General features: G+C 71.9%; 14 protein-coding genes. All 14 read right to left on the bottom strand.

Translation table 11 applies throughout. The features are described 5' to 3' along the window. Positions 1–912 (bottom strand): TatD family hydrolase, encoded by a 912-nt coding sequence (locus tag AB0G20_RS12540; RefSeq protein WP_361299997.1) that lies wholly within the window; start codon positions 910–912, stop codon positions 1–3. Next, the gene (locus AB0G20_RS12535; RefSeq protein ID WP_361299994.1) at positions 912–1,664 is read right to left on the bottom strand and encodes an EboA domain-containing protein; all 753 of its coding nucleotides are present in this window, start codon (positions 1,662–1,664) and stop codon (positions 912–914) included. Before AB0G20_RS12535 ends, AB0G20_RS12540 begins: the two co-directional genes overlap by 1 nt. After that, the gene (locus tag AB0G20_RS12530; protein WP_361300924.1) at positions 1,661–2,668 is read right to left on the bottom strand and encodes a sugar phosphate isomerase/epimerase family protein; all 1,008 of its coding nucleotides are present in this window, start codon (positions 2,666–2,668) and stop codon (positions 1,661–1,663) included. Before AB0G20_RS12530 ends, AB0G20_RS12535 begins: the two co-directional genes overlap by 4 nt. A gap of 332 nt (positions 2,669–3,000) precedes the next feature. Next, positions 3,001–4,035, bottom strand: coding sequence for an SCO3242 family prenyltransferase (locus AB0G20_RS12525; protein ID WP_361299991.1), 1,035 nt, complete (start codon positions 4,033–4,035; stop codon positions 3,001–3,003). Further along, positions 4,032–5,216, bottom strand: a complete 1,185-nt coding sequence (locus AB0G20_RS12520; protein ID WP_361299988.1) for an inositol-3-phosphate synthase — start codon at positions 5,214–5,216, stop codon at positions 4,032–4,034. The genes AB0G20_RS12525 and AB0G20_RS12520 overlap by 4 nt, the downstream gene beginning before the upstream one ends. 82 nt (positions 5,217–5,298) lie before the next feature. Next, the gene (locus AB0G20_RS12515; RefSeq protein WP_361299985.1) at positions 5,299–9,021 is read right to left on the bottom strand and encodes a ThuA domain-containing protein; all 3,723 of its coding nucleotides are present in this window, start codon (positions 9,019–9,021) and stop codon (positions 5,299–5,301) included. Positions 9,022–9,283: 262 nt separating this feature from the next. Then, on the bottom strand, positions 9,284–10,282 hold the full coding sequence (locus tag AB0G20_RS12510; protein ID WP_361299982.1) for a sugar phosphate isomerase/epimerase family protein: 999 nt from the start codon (positions 10,280–10,282) through the stop codon (positions 9,284–9,286). A gap of 13 nt (positions 10,283–10,295) precedes the next feature. Then, complete coding sequence (locus AB0G20_RS12505) at positions 10,296–11,507, bottom strand: Gfo/Idh/MocA family oxidoreductase (protein ID WP_361299979.1); 1,212 nt, start codon at positions 11,505–11,507, stop codon at positions 10,296–10,298. A gap of 55 nt (positions 11,508–11,562) precedes the next feature. Further along, on the bottom strand, positions 11,563–12,609 hold the full coding sequence (locus AB0G20_RS12500) for a substrate-binding domain-containing protein (protein ID WP_142157362.1): 1,047 nt from the start codon (positions 12,607–12,609) through the stop codon (positions 11,563–11,565). 18 nt (positions 12,610–12,627) lie between these two features. Beyond that, positions 12,628–13,647 carry an ABC transporter permease gene (locus AB0G20_RS12495; protein ID WP_361299977.1) on the bottom strand — a complete coding sequence of 340 codons (1,020 nt, stop codon included), beginning with the start codon at positions 13,645–13,647 and terminating at the stop codon, positions 12,628–12,630. Further along, a complete protein-coding gene (locus AB0G20_RS12490) occupies positions 13,644–15,161 on the bottom strand; it encodes a sugar ABC transporter ATP-binding protein (RefSeq protein ID WP_361299974.1) in 1,518 nt (505 codons plus the stop codon). Before AB0G20_RS12490 ends, AB0G20_RS12495 begins: the two co-directional genes overlap by 4 nt. Before the next feature lie 139 nt (positions 15,162–15,300). Further along, positions 15,301–16,482, bottom strand: coding sequence for an ROK family transcriptional regulator (locus AB0G20_RS12485; protein ID WP_361299971.1), 1,182 nt, complete (start codon positions 16,480–16,482; stop codon positions 15,301–15,303). Positions 16,483–16,984: 502 nt separating this feature from the next. After that, positions 16,985–17,662, bottom strand: coding sequence for a GntR family transcriptional regulator (locus AB0G20_RS12480; protein ID WP_248501635.1), 678 nt, complete (start codon positions 17,660–17,662; stop codon positions 16,985–16,987). Positions 17,663–17,809: 147 nt separating this feature from the next. After that, a complete protein-coding gene (locus AB0G20_RS12475) occupies positions 17,810–18,748 on the bottom strand; it encodes a beta-ketoacyl-ACP synthase III (protein WP_361299967.1) in 939 nt (312 codons plus the stop codon). Between the last annotated feature and the right edge of the window lie 165 nt (positions 18,749–18,913).

Below are 18,913 nucleotides of genomic sequence, written 5' to 3'. Positions count from 1 at the left end.
TCACGCCTCCGCGGCGGGGACGCGGGCCGGCCTGCCGGGGCCGTTGTCCGGCTCGTGCGGGTCCTTCGGGGCGCCGCGGAGGATGGAGTTGCCCTCGTGAGTGGTCTCCGTGCCGGTGACGTCGAGGTTCAGGCGGCCGCTGAGCCCGTAGAAGGCGACGGGGTTGCGCCACAGCACCTGGTCGACGTCGTCCGCGTCGAAGCCCTCGGCCAGCATCAGGTCGCCGACCTTGCGGGTCTTGAGGGGGTCGCTCTTTCCCCAGTCCGCGGCGGAGTTCACCAGGACCTGCTCGGTCCCGTAGGCGCGCAGGATCGCGATCATGCGCTCCTCGTCCATCTTGGTGTCCGGATAGACGGAGAAGCCCAGCCAGCAGCCGCTGTCCCTGGCCTCCTTGACGGTGGTCTCGTTGAGGTGGTCGACCAGGACCCGGTCCGGGGCCAGTGCGGACTCCCGGACGACGTCGAGGGTGCGGTGCAGCCCGGCGAGCTTGTCGCGGTGCGGGGTGTGCACGAGGGCGGGCAGGCCGTGGTCGGCGGCCAGCTGGAGCTGCGCGGCGAGGGCGGTGTCCTCGGCGGGGGTCATCGAGTCGTAGCCGATCTCCCCGACCGCCACGACGTTGTCCTTGACGAGATACCGCGGCAGCTCGTCGAGGACGGGCAGGCAGCGCGGGTCGTTCGCCTCCTTGGGGTTGAGGGCGATCGTGCAGTGGTGGGCGATGCCGTACTGGGCGGCGCGGAAGGGCTCCCAGCCGAGGAGGGAGTCGAAGTAGTCACGGAAGGAGGCGGGCGAGGTGCGCGGCTGGCCGAGCCAGAAGGACGGCTCGACGACGGCGCGGACACCGGCGGCATACATGGCCTCGTAGTCGTCGGTGGTCCGGGACGTCATGTGGATGTGGGGATCGAAGATGCGCATCAGGACTCCTTGCCGTGGGGGTGGTCCGTGCCGGGGGCCGGGGTGACGGACTCGGTCAGGTCCAGGACGCGGTACAGGTCCTCGGGGACGGCGCGGCCGGCGGCGGTGCGTTCGGCGGCGTAGTCGCCCAGCATCCGGGCGAGTTCGCCGTCGCCGGCTGCGCGCCGGGGCAGGTCCGCCACGTGGTCGACGGGGACGCCGGTGAACAGGCACTTCAGCACGGCGTGGCGCCAGTGGTGGGCGGTCAGGTGCCGGGCGGCGTAGGGGCCGACGGCGGCGCTGAGGAGCCGGGTGTCGTTGGTGCGCAGGGCGTCCTCGATCAGCGGGAGGGCGCCCGGGCCGGACACGAGGTGGGGCAGGGCGTGCAGAACGGCTCGGCGCTCGTCGGCCGTGCCCTGGAAGTACACCCGGGTGAGGGCGTCGATGCCGGCGCGGGCCGCGTCGAGGATGAGGACACGTGCGGCGTCGGCGTGCGCGGGACCGCAGCGTCGGCCGGCTTCGGCGAGGCGCAGCTCCCATACGGAGATCGGCCCGTGGAGGCCGGGGTGGGCGGCGGCCTCGTCGAGGGCGTGGTCGAGCCAGGTGCGGGCGGCTGGTTCGAGGTGGGTGGAGAGGTGGTGGCGCAGGTCTGTGAGGGAGGGGTGGGTGGTGGTGGCGGTGCCCGGGGTGGGTCGGCCGGTGTGGGTTCTGGTGCTCGGGGCGTCCTGGGCGCTCTCGGTTCTCGCCGCGGGCGTGGCGCGGGGGTGGGTCATCTGCTGCTCCCTTCAGGGGTGGCGGAGGGAGCGCCGTGGGGTGGCGCGGCCTGCTGGAGGGCCGGAGCGGGGCCGGGCGGCATGGTGGCCGCGGTCCGCTCGGCGTGGCGGAGGAACGGGAGGGAGTGCGCGGCGAAGTGAGGGCCGGCGTGGGAGTGGCGGGGCAGTTCGACGACGGTCAGGCCCTGGTAGCCGGTGGCGGCGAGGGCCGCCAGGACCGGCGGGAAGTCGATCTCCCCGTCCCCGAAGGGGAGGTGCTCGTGGACGCCGCGCCGCATGTCCTCGATCTGGACGTGCCGCAGCCAGGGGGCGGCGGCCCGTACGCAGTCGGCCGGAGAAAGGGGTTCGAGGCACTGGCAGTGGCCGATGTCCAGGGTGAGGCCGAGGGGTTCGGGGTCGCCGAGGGCGCTGCGGAGGCGGTGGAAGTCGGCCAGGGTGGCGAGGAGATGCCCCGGCTCGGGCTCGACGGCGAGCGGGATGCCCGCGGAGTCAGCGGCCTCCAGGACGGGGGCCAGGGTCTCGGCGAGGCGTTTCCACGCGGTGTCCGTGTCGGTGCCCTCCGGGACGACACCGCTGAAGCAGTGGACCGCGTGGGCGCCGAGGTCGGCGGCCACCCGGACGGCCCGGACGAGGAGGTCGGCGCGGCGGGCTCGGTCGTCGGGGTCGGGGTCCAGCAGGGACGGGCCGTGCTTGCGGCGCGGGTCGAGCACATAGCGGGCCCCTGTCTCGATGGTGACGCCCAGCCCGAGCGCGTCCAGCCGGTGCGCGACCCGGCGGGTGCGGGCGGCGAGGTCGGGGGCGAGCGGGTCGAGATGCATGTGGTCGAGGGTCAGTCCGACGCCGTCGTAGCCGAGGTCGGTGAGGAGGGAGAGGGCGTCGTCGAGCCGGAGATCGGCGAGACCGTTGGTGCCGTAGCCGAAGCGGAGGGAAGGGAGGGCGCCGGGCTGGGCCCTGTTGGGGTGGGGCGAGGCGGCGACCTGGGAGCCGGGGACTCGTGAGACCACGGCACCGCTCGCGGGCCGGGCGCCGGTGCCGGCAGACGCGGTGGCCACCCGGGCACCGGGCGCTCGTGAGACCGCCGCACCGCTCGCAGGCCGGGCACCGGTGCCGGCAGACGCGGTGGCCACCCGGGCACCAGGCGCTCGTGAGACCGCCGCACCGCTCGCAGGCCGGGCACCGGTGCCGGCAGACGCGGTGGCCACCCGAGCACCGGGCGCTCGTGAGACCGCCGCACCGCTCGCGGGCCGGGCGCCGGTGCCGTCCGGCGAGGCAGCCACCTGGGTGCCAGGTGTTCGTGACGCCGCCGCACCGTTCTCGGGGGTCCGGGCTTCGGGGCTCATGTGACGCTCACCTTCTTCGCGGACCGGGCTCCGAGCGGCGCGAGGGCGGCGATGAGGAGTGCGGTGGCCGTGCCCCGGGAGCGGGCGGCGAGGGTGGCCTGGAGGGGGATGGTGGCGCGGATGCCGGCGCCGACGGCACGTTGGGTGAGAGGGGGTGAGGGGTTCAGGGTGGCGTGGAAGTAGGGGCGGGTGGTCGTCACGGCGTAGGCGGCCGCGAGGGCGGTGGTGAGCAGGGCGCCGGACTCCTGCTCGGGGCGCCGGGCAGCTCGGGGGACCGTCCGCCCGAGGGCGGTCGTCTGCCGGTGGCCTCTCATCGGCCCCGCGGAGGGGCGCGTCACCAGTCGGGCCAGCAGGGCCGTCGTCGCGAGGGCCGCCAGGGGTGGCAGGGGTGAGCCGCCCTGGGCCTCCTGGCGGGAGACCGTCGTGACGGCCAGGGTGTGGGTGCCGAGGAGGGCGGCGGAGGGCAGGGCCTCGCGCATACGGCCGGTGGTGGCAGCGGCTCCCAGGAGCAGGTCGAGGCCCCGGGCCGCGCCCATGGCCACGGGTCCGGCGGGCGTGCGCTTCAGGCCGAGGTCGTACGCCCAGACGGTGGCCGCCAGGGGTGCGGCGACGGCCAGGGCCGGGCGGCCCGCACCCACGGCCAGGGCCAGTCCGGCGCCGGTGAGGGCGCAGGCCGCCGTGAGTGCGGCGGCCGGCCGGATGCGGCCGGAGGGCAGGGGGCGGTGCGGGCGTTCGACGGCGTCCACGTCGCGGTCCGCCCAGTCGTTGAGGGCCATGCCGGCCTCGTACAGGCAGAGGGAGGAGCCGATGGCGAGCAGGGTGCGGGAGTTGGGTGACGAGCCGGTCGCGGCAGTACCGGCCAGGGCGTCCCCCGGGACACTGAACAGGGCGGGCAGGCGCAGGAGTTCGGCCCAGGCGCGGCTCCGGTGAGGGCGGTCGGTGCAGGGGCCGGGGACCGGGTCGCCGGCGGTGTCCGCGTCGGCTGCGGGCGTGCCGCCGGGGCCTCCGCAAGGGCTGTTGCGCAGCGTCACGGGGCTTCCCCCGTCTCCTCGGAGTCCCTCACCGGCCGCGGGCCACGGCCCGTTCCGTCGGCCCGCGCAAGGCTCCGCCCGAACCGGACCAGTTCCTCGTACTGCTCGGACAGCCCCGGGGGCCCGTCCCCCACCGGATCCTTGAAGTAGAAGCCGAGTGCGCCGAGCGGGCCGGACAGCCCTGCCTCGTGGGCGCGGGCGGTCAGCCGGGCCAGGTCCAGCACGAGGGGTGCCGCGAGCGCCGAGTCGCAGCCCTGCCAGATGGTCTGGAGGATCATGCGGGTGCCGAGGAAACCGTCGAAGGCGATGTGGTCCCAGGCGGTCTTCCAGTCGCCGAGGGCCGGGACGTCGTCGATGTGCACCTCGCCCTCGGGGACGGTGCCGAGGGTGTCGGCGAGGACGCGTTCCTTGCCGGCGTTCTTCGCCGCCGCTGCGGCCGGGTCGGCGAGGGCCGCGCCGTCGCCGCCGCCCAGCAGGTTCGTGCCGGACCAGGCCCGGACCCTCAGCGCCCGCTGCGCGAACATCGGGCCCAGCACGGCACGCAGCAGGGTCTGTCCGGTCTTGCCGTCCCGGCCGGCGTGGGGCAGGCCGCTCCGTTCGGCCTCGCGGGCGGCGACGGGGTGGTGCATGCCCTCGGACGGGGTGAAGTTGACGTAGGGGCAGCCCGCGCGCAGGGCCGCCAGTGCGTACAGGGTGCTGGCCGGCAGCGGGGCGCCGGGGCCCTGGGAGGCGGGCTCGGTGGAGGCGACGTTCACCACTACGGCTCGCTCCAGTTCGTGGCGTCGGACGAAGTCGCGTATGTCGTCGGCGAAGGCCGTGATCAGCTCGGCCTCGCTTCTGGTGTCCCCGGGAGCGGGGCCGCCGGGCCTGATCTCACGGTCCGCGGCGGCGAGTTCGGCGGCGACGGCGGGGGCGACGCCGGGTGGGAGGACCCCGCCGGCGGTCAGGGTCTCGGCGCGTTTGGGCAGGGGGCAGTCGAGGGTGTCGTGGCCGCCGAAGACGAGGTCGGACAGGGCGGGCAGGCCGCTGTCGGTGAACGCCGGCGTTTCGGACACCATGCCGGTGGGCGGGTGCAGTCCCGCGGTGACGGCGGCGCACCCCGTGACGACGGTGGTGGCGACGGAGCCTCGGGCTCCGATCAGCCACACCCCCACACGCGGTCGGGAGAGGGACGCGGACATGGGCAGCCTCCTGATCGTGCGCGAGCCCTGGGGGGGTACGGAGACGGCGGGCGGGGGTCCGGCGTCCCCCGCCCGCCGCCGTTCAGTCGCCCTTGACGGGCAGTTCCTTCAACTGGATGTTGCGGAAGGAGACCTGGTCGTCGGCGCCATGGTTCTGGAGGCCGATGTAGCCGTCGGTCAGGCTCCGCTGGGGGTCCTTGTTGGTGAAGTCGTTGATCTTGACTCCGTTGAGGAACACCTGGAGGCGTTCGCCCTGGACCTTGATCTCGTAGGAGTTCCACTGGCCGGGCGGCCGCAGAACCTGGTCACGGGCCTTGATGTCGGCCGACTTGAACGAGTAGACGGAGCCCGTGGTGCGGTCGGGTGCGTCCGTGGCGTCGATCTGGATCTCGTAGCCCTTGTTCACCGCGGACCAGGGGTCGTCGGAGGCGGGGAAGCCCACGAAGATCCCGGAGTTGTCGTCGCCCTGCATCTTCCAGTCGAGCTTGAGGGAGTACGACTTCAGCTCCTTGGCCTGGTACCAGAGCAGGCCCATGCCGCCCTCGGACTCCATCACGCCGTCCTTGACGGCGAACTTGCCGGGGCCGGCCTGCTTCCAGCCGTCCAGGGTCTGGCCGTTGAAGATCTTCCGGTAGTCCTTGCTCGGCTTGCAGTCCGCCTTCACCTGGCCGGTGGCGTACTGCAGGCCGCCGAGCAGATGGGCGCGGAAGGCCTCGTCGGCGTAGGACTCCTTGGTGTGGCCGCCGCCGGTGTAGAAGGAGCGGCCGCCGCCGTAGCTCTGGCACCAGGCGATCGGGTGGTCGCCCTTCATGGTGCCGCCCTGGTAGGTGGTCTCGTCCAGGGTGGCGAGGACCTTGGCCTGCTCGCGCGGGTTGGTGCGGTAGTTGTACCACTCGTCGGTGCGCTCCCAGGCGTCGTCCAGGTGCGCGGTCGACGGGTGGTCGTGGTCCTCGACGCGGACGGTGGCCTTCTGGATGGCCGGGTGCGAGTCGAAGTACGCGCCGACGAGGCCGCCGTAGAACGCCCAGTCGTACTCGGTGTCGGCAGCCGCGTGGATGCCCATGTATCCACCGCCGCCCGCCACGTAGTTCTCGAACGCCTTCTGCTGCTCGGCGTTGAGGACGTCACCCGTGGTGGACAGGAAGGCCACCGCGTCGTACTTGGCGAGGTTGGCCGTGGTGAACTGCTTGGTCTCCTCGGTCGCGTCGACGGTGATGCCGGCCGGGCCGCCGAGCTCCTTCAGGGCGGTGATGCCCGCCGGGATGGAGTCGTGCCGGAAGCCGGCGGTCTTGGAGAAGACCAGGACCTTCTTGCCGCCCTTGAACGGCTCCTTGGAGAACTCGAAGTCGTCCGCGTCGAACAGCGCGCCCTCGCCGCCCTTGAAGACCAGGTAGATGTCCGTGGTCTTCTTCGGCAGTGACCGCAGGGGCACGTCGACGTTCTGGAACGTCTCCCAGCTGCCGGTCGGCGGGATGTAGGCGGAGCCGTGCAGCGGTCCGTCGGGCGAGCCGGTGCGCAGCTCGATGAAGCCGCCGGCGCCGCCGGAGGAGGCCCGCACGGTCATCTTCTTCTGCCCGTCGAACCGGTAGGGGGTGAAGGAGATCCAGTCGCCGTCGTTGATGTCACCGACGGTCTTGCCGCCGTTGGCGCCGGTCTTGTCGATGACCGCCACGCCCGACTGGGTGGTGAAGTGCTCGCCCTGGCGGTGCAGCGGCTGGAGCACGGTGCGGGCGGTGCCGGTCAGGGCCTCCTGACCGTTGGCGCCGCCGTCGGTGTAGCCGGCGCCGACGACGCCGTAGATGTTGGCGTTGGGGTCGTGGCCGCCGTCGCCGGGGGGCGGTGTCAGGGTGCCCTCGCAGCCCATCTCGCTGGTCAGCTCGTGGGCGTGGGAGTCGTGGCCGAGGCTGTAGACGACCTTGACCTTGGAGCAGTCGACCGTCTCCTCGGGGTCCGTGACGGTCACCTTGAACGGGACGGGCTTGCCGAATTCGGCCAGGGCGCCGTTGCCCGGGATGTCGATCTTCACCTTGGGCTCGGTGTTGCCGACCACGATCCGGACGCTGGCGTTGCCGGTGTTGCCCTCGGGGTCCTTGGCGGTGAGGGTGGCGCTGTAGGTGCCGATCTTCTTGTACCGGTGGGTGGGGTTGAGGCCCTCGCCCTTGGTGCCGTCGCCGAAGTCCCAGCTGTAGGTGAGGTTCGGGGAGTCGGCGTCCTTGGCGGAGCCGGTGAACGTGACCTTCAGGCCGGCCGCGCCGGACGTCTTGTCGGCGCTCACCTCGGCGATCGGCGAGAAGCCGTCCTCGGCGTTCTCGATCCGGTACAGCGCGGAGTTCTCGTCGCCCTGGAACCAGGACACGCCGTAGTCGAGGACGTACAGCGCTCCGTCGGGGCCGAACTCCATGTCCATGATCTGGGTGCCGGTCCACGGGAAGTCGTTGATCTTCGCTACGGAGCCGTCCGCGTTCTGCTCGATGCGCTTGATCCAGCGGCGGCCGAACTCACCGGCGAAGAAGTCTCCGTCGTACGCCTCGGGGAACTTCACGCTGGAGTCGAGCTCGGGGTCGTAGCGGTAGACCGGGCCGGCCATCGGGGACTCGGAGCCGTAGCCGAACTCGGGGACGGAGCCGTTGTCGTACGGGATCCAGGCGGCCTGCGCGGGCGGCAGGTCGACCAGGCCCGTGTTGTACGGCGAGGTGTTCTTCGGGGCGTTGCAGTCGAAGGGCTCGCCGGACTCCTTGGTGGCGAAGTCGTAGTCGACGTAGGCGTCGTTGTCGCCGGTGCAGAAGGGCCAGCCGAAGTTGGCCGGCTTGGTCACCTTGGCGAACTCGACCTGTCCGCCCGGGCCGCGCTTGGGGTCGGCGGCGCCGGCGTCGGGGCCGTAGTCGCCGACGTAGACGGTGCCGGTCTTGTCGTCGACGCTCATCCGGAACGGGTTGCGGAAGCCCATCGCGTAGATCTCGGGGCGGGTCTTCTCGGTGCCCGGGGCGAAGAGGTTGCCCTGCGGGACGGTGTACGAGCCGTCCTCGGCGACCTTGATGCGCAGGATCTTGCCGCGCAGGTCGTTGGTGTTGCCGGCGCTGCGGCGGGCGTCGAAGGCCGGGTTGCGGCCCTCGCGTTCGTCGATCGGGGTGTAGCCGTCGGAGGCGAAGGGGTTGGTGTCGTCCCCGGTCGACAGGTAGAGGTTGCCGTCCGCGTCGAAGTCGATGTCGCCGCCGACGTGGCAGCAGATGCCCCGGGAGGCCGCGACGTCCAGGACCTTCTTCTCACTGGACATGTTCAGCGTGCCGTTGGCGTTCAGCACGAAGCGGGAGAGGCGGTTGACGCCGTCGAACTTCTTGAAGTCCTCGGCGGTCCCGGTCTCCGGGGCGTCGCCCGCGGGGGTGTCGAGCGGCGGGGCGTAGTAGAGGTAGATCGCCCGGTTGTTCTTGAAGTCCGGGTCGATACCGACGCCCTGGAGGCCTTCCTCGTCGTGGGTGTAGACGGGGATCTTGCCGGCGACCTTGGTGACGCCGCCTTGGTCGGTGAGGCGCAGCGTGCCGTCGCGCGCGGTGTGCAGGACGCTGCGGTCCGGGAGCACGGCGAGCGACATCGGCTCGCCCGTCTCGGGCTCTCCCTTGGCGAGCGGCACCTGCTGGAACTGGCCCTCGGCGGCTGCCGGTTCGTCGTGCTCCGGGTGGCCGGGGTGGGCTCCGGCGACGGTGGCCGGGGTGCCGACGGCGAGGAGCAGGCCGGTGAACAGGGCGACGGTGGTGCGAAGCCTGGGCCGCCTGGGGGTGCGAATGCTTCTGAGTCTGGTTCTGTGCACGAAGTCCCTCCGGGAACGGGGTGGGCCGTACGGGGTGGGTGCGAAGCGTGCGGTGCGGGCGCCGGGGTGCGCCGTCACCCCGGAGGTGCATGTGTCCTGAACACATCAAGGACGGTAACCGTGTCCGTGCGGGGCGAACACCCCTTGCGTCAGGATCGGCAGGGCTTTCTCCTACTTCAGGACAAAGCAGGATCCGAGCAGGTCGGAGGGGGGACCGGCGGTGGTGCCGGTCCCCGTCCCCGACCTGCGCCGGGTACGTGATTCAGCTGTTGAACGCGGCGTCGAAGGACGCGCTGGGCGGCTCGAAATCGAAGGCCTTCAGCCGGGTCAGGGCCTCGGGGGCCCCCTGGAGCCGGTCCATGCCGGCGTCCTCCCACTCGACCGAGATCGGCCCCTGGTAGTCGATGGAGCGCAGCATCCGGAAGACGTCCTCCCAGGGGACGTCGCCGTGCCCGGCGGAGACGAAGTCCCAGCCGCGCCGCGGGTCGCCCCAGGGCAGATGGGAGCCGAGCCGGCCGTTGCGTCCGTCGAGGCGCTTGCGGGCCTCCTTGCAGTCGACGTGGTAGATCCTGTCGCGGAAGTCCCAGAGGAAGCCGACCGGGTCGAGGTCCTGCCACACGAAGTGGCTGGGGTCGAAGTTGAGGCCGAAGGCGGGGCGCCTGCCGACGGCGTCGAGGGCCCTCTGGGTGGTCCAGTAGTCGTAGGCGATCTCGCTGGGGTGGACCTCGTGCGCGAACCGCACGCCCTCGGCGTCGAAGACGTCCAGGATCGGGTTCCAGCGGTCGGCGAAGTCCTGGTAGCCGCGCTCGATCATCGCGTCGGGGACGGGCGGGAACATGGCGACCAGGTGCCAGATGGCGGAGCCGGTGAACCCGATGACGGTGTCGACGCCGAAGGCGGCCGCGGCCCGCGCGGTGTCCTTGATCTCGGCGGCGGCCCGCTGCCGTACGCCTTCCGCGTCGCCGTCGCCCCAGATCCGGTCGGGCAGGATCGCCTGGTGGCGTTCGTCGATGATGGCGTCGCAGACGGCCTGGCCGGCCAGGTGGTTGGAGATGGCCCAGCACTTCAGGCCGTACTTGTCGAGCAGCGCCCGGCGGCCGTCGAGGTACCCGGGGTCGGAGAGCGCCTTGTCGACTTCGAAGTGGTCGCCCCAGCAGGCGAGTTCCAGGCCGTCGTAGCCGAAGTCGCGGGCCAGGCGGCAGACCTCCTCCAGGGGCAGGTCCGCCCACTGGCCGGTGAACAGGGTGAAGGTGCGCGGCATCCTCGTGGCCTCCTCAGACCGCGATCGGCGTGTAGACGGAGTTCTTCTCGGCGCTCTCCTCGACCGCCGCGAGCACGCGCTGCACCTGCAGCCCGTCGGCGAAGGAGGGTTCGGGGCGGCGGCCCTCGGCGATGGCGTGGACGAGGTCGCGGGCCTGGTGGACGAAGGTGTGCTCGTAGCCGAGGCCGTGGCCCGGCGGCCACCAGGCGTCCAGGTAGGGGTGGTCGGGTTCGGTGACGAGGATGCGGCGGAAGCCCGCTTCGGCGCCGGGCTCCGTACCGTCGTGGAAGGACAGCTCGTTGAGCCGTTCCAGGTCGAAGGCGAGGGAGCCGCGCTCCCCGTTGAGTTCGATGCGCAGGGCGTTCTTGCGGCCGGTGGCGTAGCGGGTCGCCTCGAAGGAGGCGAGGGCGCCGGAGGGGAAGCGGGCCGTGAACAGGGCGGCGTCGTCGACGGTGACCTGGCCGGAGCCGGCGGACGTGACGGCGGACAGTCCGCTCGTCGCGCCGGTGGGCAGGGGCCGTTCCCGTACGAAGGTCTCCGTCAGCGCGGAGACGCCCGCCAGCGTCTCCCCCACCAGGTACTGCGCGAGGTCGACTATGTGCGCGCCCAGGTCGCCGAGCGAGCCCGAGCCGGCCTGCTCCCTGCGCAGCCGCCAGGTCAGCGGGAACTGGGGGTCGACCAGCCAGTCCTGGAGGTACGTCACGCGCACGTGCCGCAGCCTGCCCAGGCGGCCCTCGGCGACCATGCGGCGGGCCAGGGCGGTGGCGGGCACCCGGCGGTAGTTGAAGCCGACCATCGCCACCTGGCCCCGTGCGTGGGCCTCTTCGGCCGCCAGCGCCATCGAGGTGGCTTCCTCGACGGTGTTGGCGAGGGGTTTCTCGCACAGGACGTGCTTGCCGGCGGCCAGGGCGGCCAGGGCGATCTCGGCGTGGCTGTCGCCGGGGGTGCAGATGTCGACGAGGTCGACGTCGTCCCGTTCGACGAGGGCCCGCCAGTCGGTCTCGGTGTCGGCCCAGCCGTGCCGGTCGGCCGCCGCGCGGGCGGCGGCGGCGTTCCGGCCGCAGATCACGGCCTGCACGGGGTTCAGCGGCAGGTCGAAGACGCGGCCCGCGGTGCGCCAGCCCTGGGAGTGGGCGGCGCCCATGAAGGCGTAGCCCACCATCCCCACGCGCAGGGGTGGCTTGCCTTTCTCGGTCCCTTCCGACGGCTGCTGCGGCTGTCCCATTCGGGTGTCCTCCTCGTCCTGGTCGGGGTGGCGCACGTGGGGGGTGCGGGGTGGATCACTTGAAGCCGGTGGACATGTACTGGTCGACGTTGGTCTTGTCGACGACGGCCGAGTAGAGCGTGAGCGACGACGGGATCTCGAACTCGGCCAGGCCGCCGATGCCCTTGCTCTGGCCGAGGGCGCGGGCGAGGTCGATCGCGGAGGCGGCCATGGTCGGCGGGTACAGCACGGTCGCCTTGAGTACGCCGTCGTCCTGCTTGATGGCCTGGAACGCGGAGAGCGCGCCGGCCCCGCCGACCATCAGGAAGTCGTCGCGTCCGGCCTGCTCAATGGCGCGCAGCGCGCCCACGCCCTGGTCGTCGTCGTGGTTCCACAGGGCGTCGAACTTCGACTGGGCCTGGAGCAGTTGGGCCATCTTGGCCTGCCCGGACTCGACGGTGAACTCGGCGGCCTGCCGGGCGACCTTCTTGATGTTGGGGTAGTTCTTCAGGGCGTCGTCGAAGCCCTGGGTGCGCTGCTTGGTGAGCTCCAGGTTGTCCAGGCCCGCCAGTTCGATGACGCGGGCGCCGGACTTGCCCTTGAGCTTCTCGCCGATGTAGTGCCCGGCGTTGAGGCCCATGCCGTAGTTGTCACCGCCGATCCAGCAGCGGTAGGCCTGCGGTGTGTTGAAGATCCGGTCGAGGTTGACGACCGGGATGCCGGCGCGCATCGCCTTCAGGCCGACCTGGGTGAGGGCCTTGCCGTCGGCGGGCAGCACGACCAGGACGTCGACCTTCTTGTTGATGAGGGTCTCGATCTGGCCGATCTGCTGGGCGGTGTCGTTGGAGCCCTCGGTGATCTCCAGGGTGACGTCGGAGTACTTCTCGGCGCGGCTCTTGGCGTTGTCGTTGATGGCGTTGAGCCAGCCGTGGTCGGCCTGCGGTCCGGCGAAGCCGATGGTGACCTGCTTGCCGGGCTTGTCGTCGGCGGCCGGCTGGTCGTTGCCGGCCGGTTCGTCCTTGGAGTCGGACGGCTCGTTGCTCGTGCACCCCGTGAGGAGGGCACCGGCGGAGACGGCGGCGGCCCCGAAGAGCAGTCCTCTGCGGCTCGTGATCTCGGTCATGGCGGGTGAACCCTTTCCTCAGGTCGTGCTCGCGGTACGGCGCTGGACCAGCACGGCGGCGACGATGATCGCGCCCTTGGCGATCTGCTGGACGTCGCTCTGCAGGTTGTTCAGGGCGAAGATGTTGGTGATCGTGGTGAAGATCAGGACGCCGAGGACGGAGCCGGTGATGGTGCCGCGGCCGCCGGTGAGGAGGGTGCCGCCGATGATCGCGGCGGCGATGGCGTCGAGTTCGTAGAGGTTGCCGTTGGTGTTCTGGCCGGAGCCGGCCAGGACGATCAGCAGGAAGGCGGCGATGCCGCAGCACAGCCCGGACAGCAGGTAGAGGTAGAGCCGCTGGCGGCGGACGTCGATGCCGGCGAGCCGGGCGGCCTCCGGGTTGCCGCCGACGGCGACCGTGCGGCGTCCGAAGGTGGTGCGGTTGAGCACCAGCCAGCCGATGACCGTGACGACGGCGAACACCATGACCAGGGGCGGGATGCCGAGGACGTAGGCGTCGCGCTCACCCAGGTCCAGGACGGAGGGCACGGTGACGATCTGTGTCCGGCCGTCGGTGATCTGCAGGGCGAGGCCGCGGGCGGAGGCCAGCATGGCGAGGGTGGCGATGAACGGCACCATGGCGCCGTAGGCGATGAGCACCCCGTTGACCAGGCCGCAGCCGACTCCGACGAGGACCGCCGTGAAGAGGATGCCGGCGAAGCCGTACTCCTGGGTGGCGACGGTGGTGGCCCACACGGAGGCGAGGGCGACGATCGCGCCGACCGACAGGTCGATGCCGCCCGAGACGATGACGAAGGTCATCCCCACGGTGACGACACCGATCACGGACGCCTGGGTGAGGACGAGTTGCAGGTTGCGGGTGTCGAGGAACTCGTCGGGCTTGGTGACGCCGCCGATGAGGATCAGCACGGCGAGCACGCCGAGCAGGGACAGGGTGCGGACGTCGGCGCGGAACAGCAGGCCGCGCCAGGCGGGGGGCTGGGCCTGGGGCACCTTGTCGGTGCTGCTGTCCCGCGGCGGGGAGACGGGCTGCGTCATGACGCCGGGCTTCCTTCCATGACCAGGTCGAGTACGCGGTGTTCGTCGAGCTCGCGCGCGGGTGCCGTGTGGACGACACGGCCCTCGCGCAGCACCAGCACGCGGTCGGCGAGGCCGAGCACCTCGGGCACCTCGCTGGAGACCAGCAGGACGGCGAGGCCCTCGTCCGCCAGCCGGCGGATGACCGCGTAGAGCTCGGCGCGGGCGCCGACGTCGACGCCGCGGGTGGGTTCGTCGAGCAGCAGCACCCGGCAGCCGCGCAGCAGCCAGCGGGCGAGGACGGCCTTCTGCTGGTTGCCGCCGGACAGGGTGCGCACAGGCACGGACGGGTTGTCCGGCCGGAGTGACAGTTCGCGGGTCGCGGCCCGGGCGGCACCGAGTTCGGCGCGCCGGTCGATCCAGCCGCCGCGCGAGAAGCGGGACATGGAGGAGACCGACACATTGCGGGTGACGGACTCCAGCATCAACAGGGCCTGCGCCTTGCGTTCCTCGGGGGCGAGCCCGAGCCCGGCCCGGACGGCCGCCCGGACACTTCCCGGCTTCAAGGCCCGCCCCTCGACCAGCACCTGACCGGTCGTCGGTTTGCGTGCCCCGTAGACGGTTTCCAGGATCTCGGAGCGGCCCGAGCCGACGAGACCCGCGAGGCCGACGATCTCGCCCGGCCCGACCTCCAGATCGAAGGGCTCGAACTCGCCTTGCCGGGAGAGGCCTTGGACCTTCAGGACGGGTTCGCCGGGCGGAGGGGAGAGAGGCCGGTCGGGGAAGACGTACTCGACGTTGCGGCCCGTCATCAGGGCGACGACCTCGCGGGTCGGCGTCGACTTCGCCGGGAGCCCGTTCGCCACGGCGCGTCCGTCCTTCAGCACCGTCACCCGGTCGCCGATGCGGCGGATCTCCTCCAGGCGGTGCGAGATGTAGACGACGGCGACTCCGGCGGCGGTGAGGTCGCCGACGATACGGAAGAGGTTGTCGACCTCGTCCGGGTCGAGGGCGGCGGACGGCTCGTCCATCACGATGAGCCGCACGTCGTGGGAGAGCGCCCGCGCCATGGACACGATCTGCTGCTGCGCCGCCGACAGCTCCCCCACGAGCCGGGCCGGATCGACCTCTGCATGCCCAAGTCGCTTGAGCAGAGCGGCTGTTGACGCCTTGGCCGCCTTTCCGCGTACGACGAACCCGGCGGCGGTCGGCTCATGCCCCAGGTGGACGTTCTCGGCGACCGACAGGTGCTCCACCAGGTCGAGTTCCTGGTAGATGGTGGCGATGCCGAGGCGCATGGCGGCGATCGGCGAGCGGAGCGTCACTTCCTCGCCACGCCAGCGGAGGCGGCCGGTGTCGGGCTGGTGGGCGCCGGCCAGCACCTTGATGAGGGTGGACTTGCCGGCCCCGTTCTGGCCGAGCAGGCAGTGCACCTCACCGGCCTGGACGTCGAGGTCCACGCCGTCGAGGGCCCGGACTCCGGGGAAGGACTTGGTGATGCCGGACATGCTGAGCAGCGGTGGTTCTGGTGCCATGCGATTCCCCTTGGCGGGCGGGCCGGTGTCAGGGCGCTTGTCGGGCAGGCGTGTTCAGGGCAGGGCAGAGCAGGGCTCGGTACGCGGAGCGTGGCGCTGACGTGCTGACGTGCTGGAGTGGCGAAGGGCTGAAGTGCGCTTACGCGGGTGAGAACAGGTGGTCGCTGATGAGCCGGGCCGCGCCGATGACTCCGGCGGTGGGTCCCAACTCCCCGAGGACGATCGGCAGATTGCCGGTCGCCAGCGGCAGCGACTGACGGTAGACCTGGGTGCGGATCGCGGCGAGCAGGGTGTGGCCGAGGCCGGTCACCCCGCCGCCGATCACCACCAGGCCCGGATTGAAGAAGCTGACCAGGCCGGCGATGACCTGGCCGGTGCGGTTGCCGCCCTCGCGGATCAGATCGAGGGCGGTGGCGTCACCCGCGGAGGCCGCGGCGGCGACGTCGACGGCGGTGAGGCCGCCGTTCGTCTCCAGCCGCGAGGCCAGTTCGACGGAAAGCCCCTGCTGGGCGGCTTCCACGGCGTCGCGGGCGAGGGCCGCCCCGCTGAAGTGGGCCTCCAGGCAGCCCCGATTGCCGCAGGCGCAGGGGCGACCGTCGGGGACGGCCTGGATGTGCCCGATGTCGCCGGCGCTGCCCGTCGTACCGCGGTAGACCTCACCGCCGACGACGATGCCGCAGCCGATGCCGGTGCCGATCTTGACGCAGAGGAAGTCGGCGACGGTGCGGGCGACGCCCGCGTGCTGCTCCCCCATCGCCATGAGGTTCACGTCGTTGTCGACCATGACCGGGCAGCCGAGTTCCTGGCTGAGCGCCTCCCGCACGGGGAAGCCGTCCCAGCCGGGCATGATCGGCGGTGCCACCGGGATGCCCTCGGGGAAGCGGACCGGGCCCGGGACGCCGATGCCGGCACCGTCGAACCCTTCCGCGAGCCCGGAGGCCCTCAGTTTCGCGGCCATGGCGAGGACCTGCTCGAAGACCGCGACCGGGCCTTCGCGCACGTCCATGGGCTGGTTGAGGTGCCCGAGGGTCTCCAGCTCGGCGTTCGTGACGGCGACGTCGACCGAGGTCGCGCCGATGTCGACGCCGAGGAAGCGCAGCTCGGGGTTGAGCCGGATGTTGTGGGAGCGGCGGCCACCGCGCGAGGCGGCGAGTCCGTCGGCCACGACCAGCCCCGTCTCCAGCAGCCGGTCCACCTCCACGGCGAGCTTGGACCGCGAGAGGTCGACCTGGTCGCCCAGCTGGGCACGGGAGTTGGGTCCGCCGTCGCGCAACAGCTTGAGCAGTCGGGCCTGGTGGGCGTTTCCGGGTCGTGCGGTCATGCGTCTCACGAGCCCCTCCCCGCCTCGATCGGCCTGTGCGCGCCGGTTTTCCGCCACCTCGGTGGCTTGCTTTCGGAGGGAACGTAGCAGCGGCTGCCGGGAGTGGGAAGAAGTCGCGCAGGAATTGCCCTCGACTTTTTCCACTCACAGGACAAAGGCGAGGGCCCGGCCCTACCTGACAGGTGATCGACTGCGGGAAGGGGCTGAGGCAGGCTGGCCTCAGTCCACGGCGACACGGCCGGGCGCGGTCTGCGCGTTCCTCAACCTGCCACCCAGCGCGAGCACTTCGACGATCGAGTCGAAGACGAGCATCTTCGACGAACCCCGGGCCGCTCCCTCAACGCCGCGCCCACGGACCTGCGCACATCGCCGCGCCCACAGACCTGCGCGCATAGCCGCCGCGCCCACGGACCCGCGCGACGAGGCCGGCATCCTGGTGGGCCGGACGACGCAGACCCAGGCGGTACTGACGGCCGACTGAGGCCGTGGGTCGTGTCCGGACCTAGGAACGCGCCCGCGCGTGGTACGAGCGGCGCGTGTGCTCCGTGTGTGCGCGCATCAGCTGCGTGGCGCGCTGTTCGTCCCGGTCGGCGACCGCGGCGATCAGTTCGCGGTGCTCGATCCAGGACTGGTGGCCGCGCCGGCGGGCCACGGGCGTGTAGTACCAGCGCACGCGCCGGTCGACCTGGGCGGCGAGTTCGGCGAGGACCGCGTTGCCGGCGAGCTCCATGATCTTGGCGTGGAACCGGGCGTTCATGGCGACGGCCCCGTCCACGTCGTCGGCCTCGACGGCCTTCTCGCCCTCCGCGCACAGCGCTTCCAGGTCGGCGATGCCCGCGCTGTTCGCGTTGGCCGCCGCGAGCCGGGCCGCCTCGGCCTCCAGGAGCGTGCGGACCGTGAGGAGCTGGTCGGCCTCCTCCTCCGTCGGCTCGTGCACGAACGCGCCCTGGGCGGGCCGCAGATCGACCCACCCCTCGGTGTTGAGCCGCTGCAACGCCTCGCGCACGGGCTGCCGGGAGACCCCGAGATGCCCGGCGAGTTCGCTCTCGACGAGATGCTGGCCGGGCTGCAGCGCACGGGTGGTGATGAGTTCGAGCAGCGCCTCGTAGACACGGTCGCGCAGCGGACCCGGGCGTTCCAGCTTGGGTACCGCCCCTTGGGGCAGGCCTGTCGACAGCATCGCGGTCCCCCTCCTCGGCAGGGCCGTGCAGAGCGCGGCGCGAGCCGGTATCGCCGCAGAGTCAGTATTGATTGTCTTTCGTCTACAGTCTACGGCGCACAAGAGCCAGGCTTTCGGGGAGTTGACCGCGTCACACCGCCCTGCCGCTCACGGGCAGCGCACGACCTGCCCCGCGTACGACAGGTTCCCGCCGAAGCCGAACAGCAGCACCGGGTCGCCCGTGACGACCGCCCCCTTCTCGACCAGCTTCGAGAAGGCCAGCGGGATGCTCGCGGCCGAGGTGTTGCCGGACTCGGTGACATCGCGCGCGACGACCGCGTTGACGGCGCCGATCTTCTCCGCGAGGGGTTCGATGATGCGCAGGTTCGCCTGGTGCAGCACGACTCCGGCGAGATCGGCGGGCTCGAGACCGGCCCGCTCGCAGGCCCGGCGCGCGATGGGCGGCAGCTGCGTGGTGGCCCAGCGGTAGACGCTCTGCCCCTCCTGGGCGAAGCGCGGCGGGGTGCCCTCGATGCGCACCGCGTTGCCCATCTCGGGCACCGAGCCCCACAGCACCGGCCCGATGGCCGGCTCGCCCGCGGCCTCCACCACCGCGGCCCCCGCCCCGTCACCGACGAGCACGCAGGTGCTGCGGTCGCTCCAGTCGGTCACCTCGGACATCTTGTCGGCCCCGATGACCAGCACCCGGCTCGCGCCCCCCGCGCGGACGGCGTGGTCGGCGGTGGCCAGGGCGTGGGTGAAGCCGGCGCACACGACGTTGAGGTCCATGGTGGCGGCCTGCGGGATGCCCAGGCGGGCCGCGACCCGAGCGGCCGTGTTGGGCGAGCGGTCGACCGCGGTGGAGGTGGCGACCAGCACCAGATCGATGTCCGCCGGGGTCAGCCCGGCCGCCGCGAGGGCCTTGGCGGCGGCGTGGGCGGCCAGCTCGTCGACCGGCTCGTCGGGCCCGGCGATGTGGCGCGTGCGGATGCCCACCCGGCTCCTGATCCACTCGTCACTGGTGTCCACCAGGCCCGCCAGGTCCTCGTTGGTGAGTACCTTGGCGGGCTGGTAGTGGCCGACGGCGGCGATGCGCGAGCCGTTCATTGGGTGGGTCCCCCTCGTTGCCTTGGGTAGCGGATCCACCAGTCTGATCAGTGACTCACGGGTACGACGGCAGCCAAGGCGACAGGAAACCGGCGCCGGGGTTGTCAGCTTCGGTCAGCAGCCTGGACGCCCGGGCACCTGTCGAACGCCCACCCCCGGCGCGCG

Source organism: Streptomyces sp. NPDC024017 (assembly GCF_040638895.1).
GTDB lineage: Bacteria > Actinomycetota > Actinomycetes > Streptomycetales > Streptomycetaceae > Streptomyces.
This window is presented reverse-complemented; position numbering and strand designations above follow the sequence as displayed.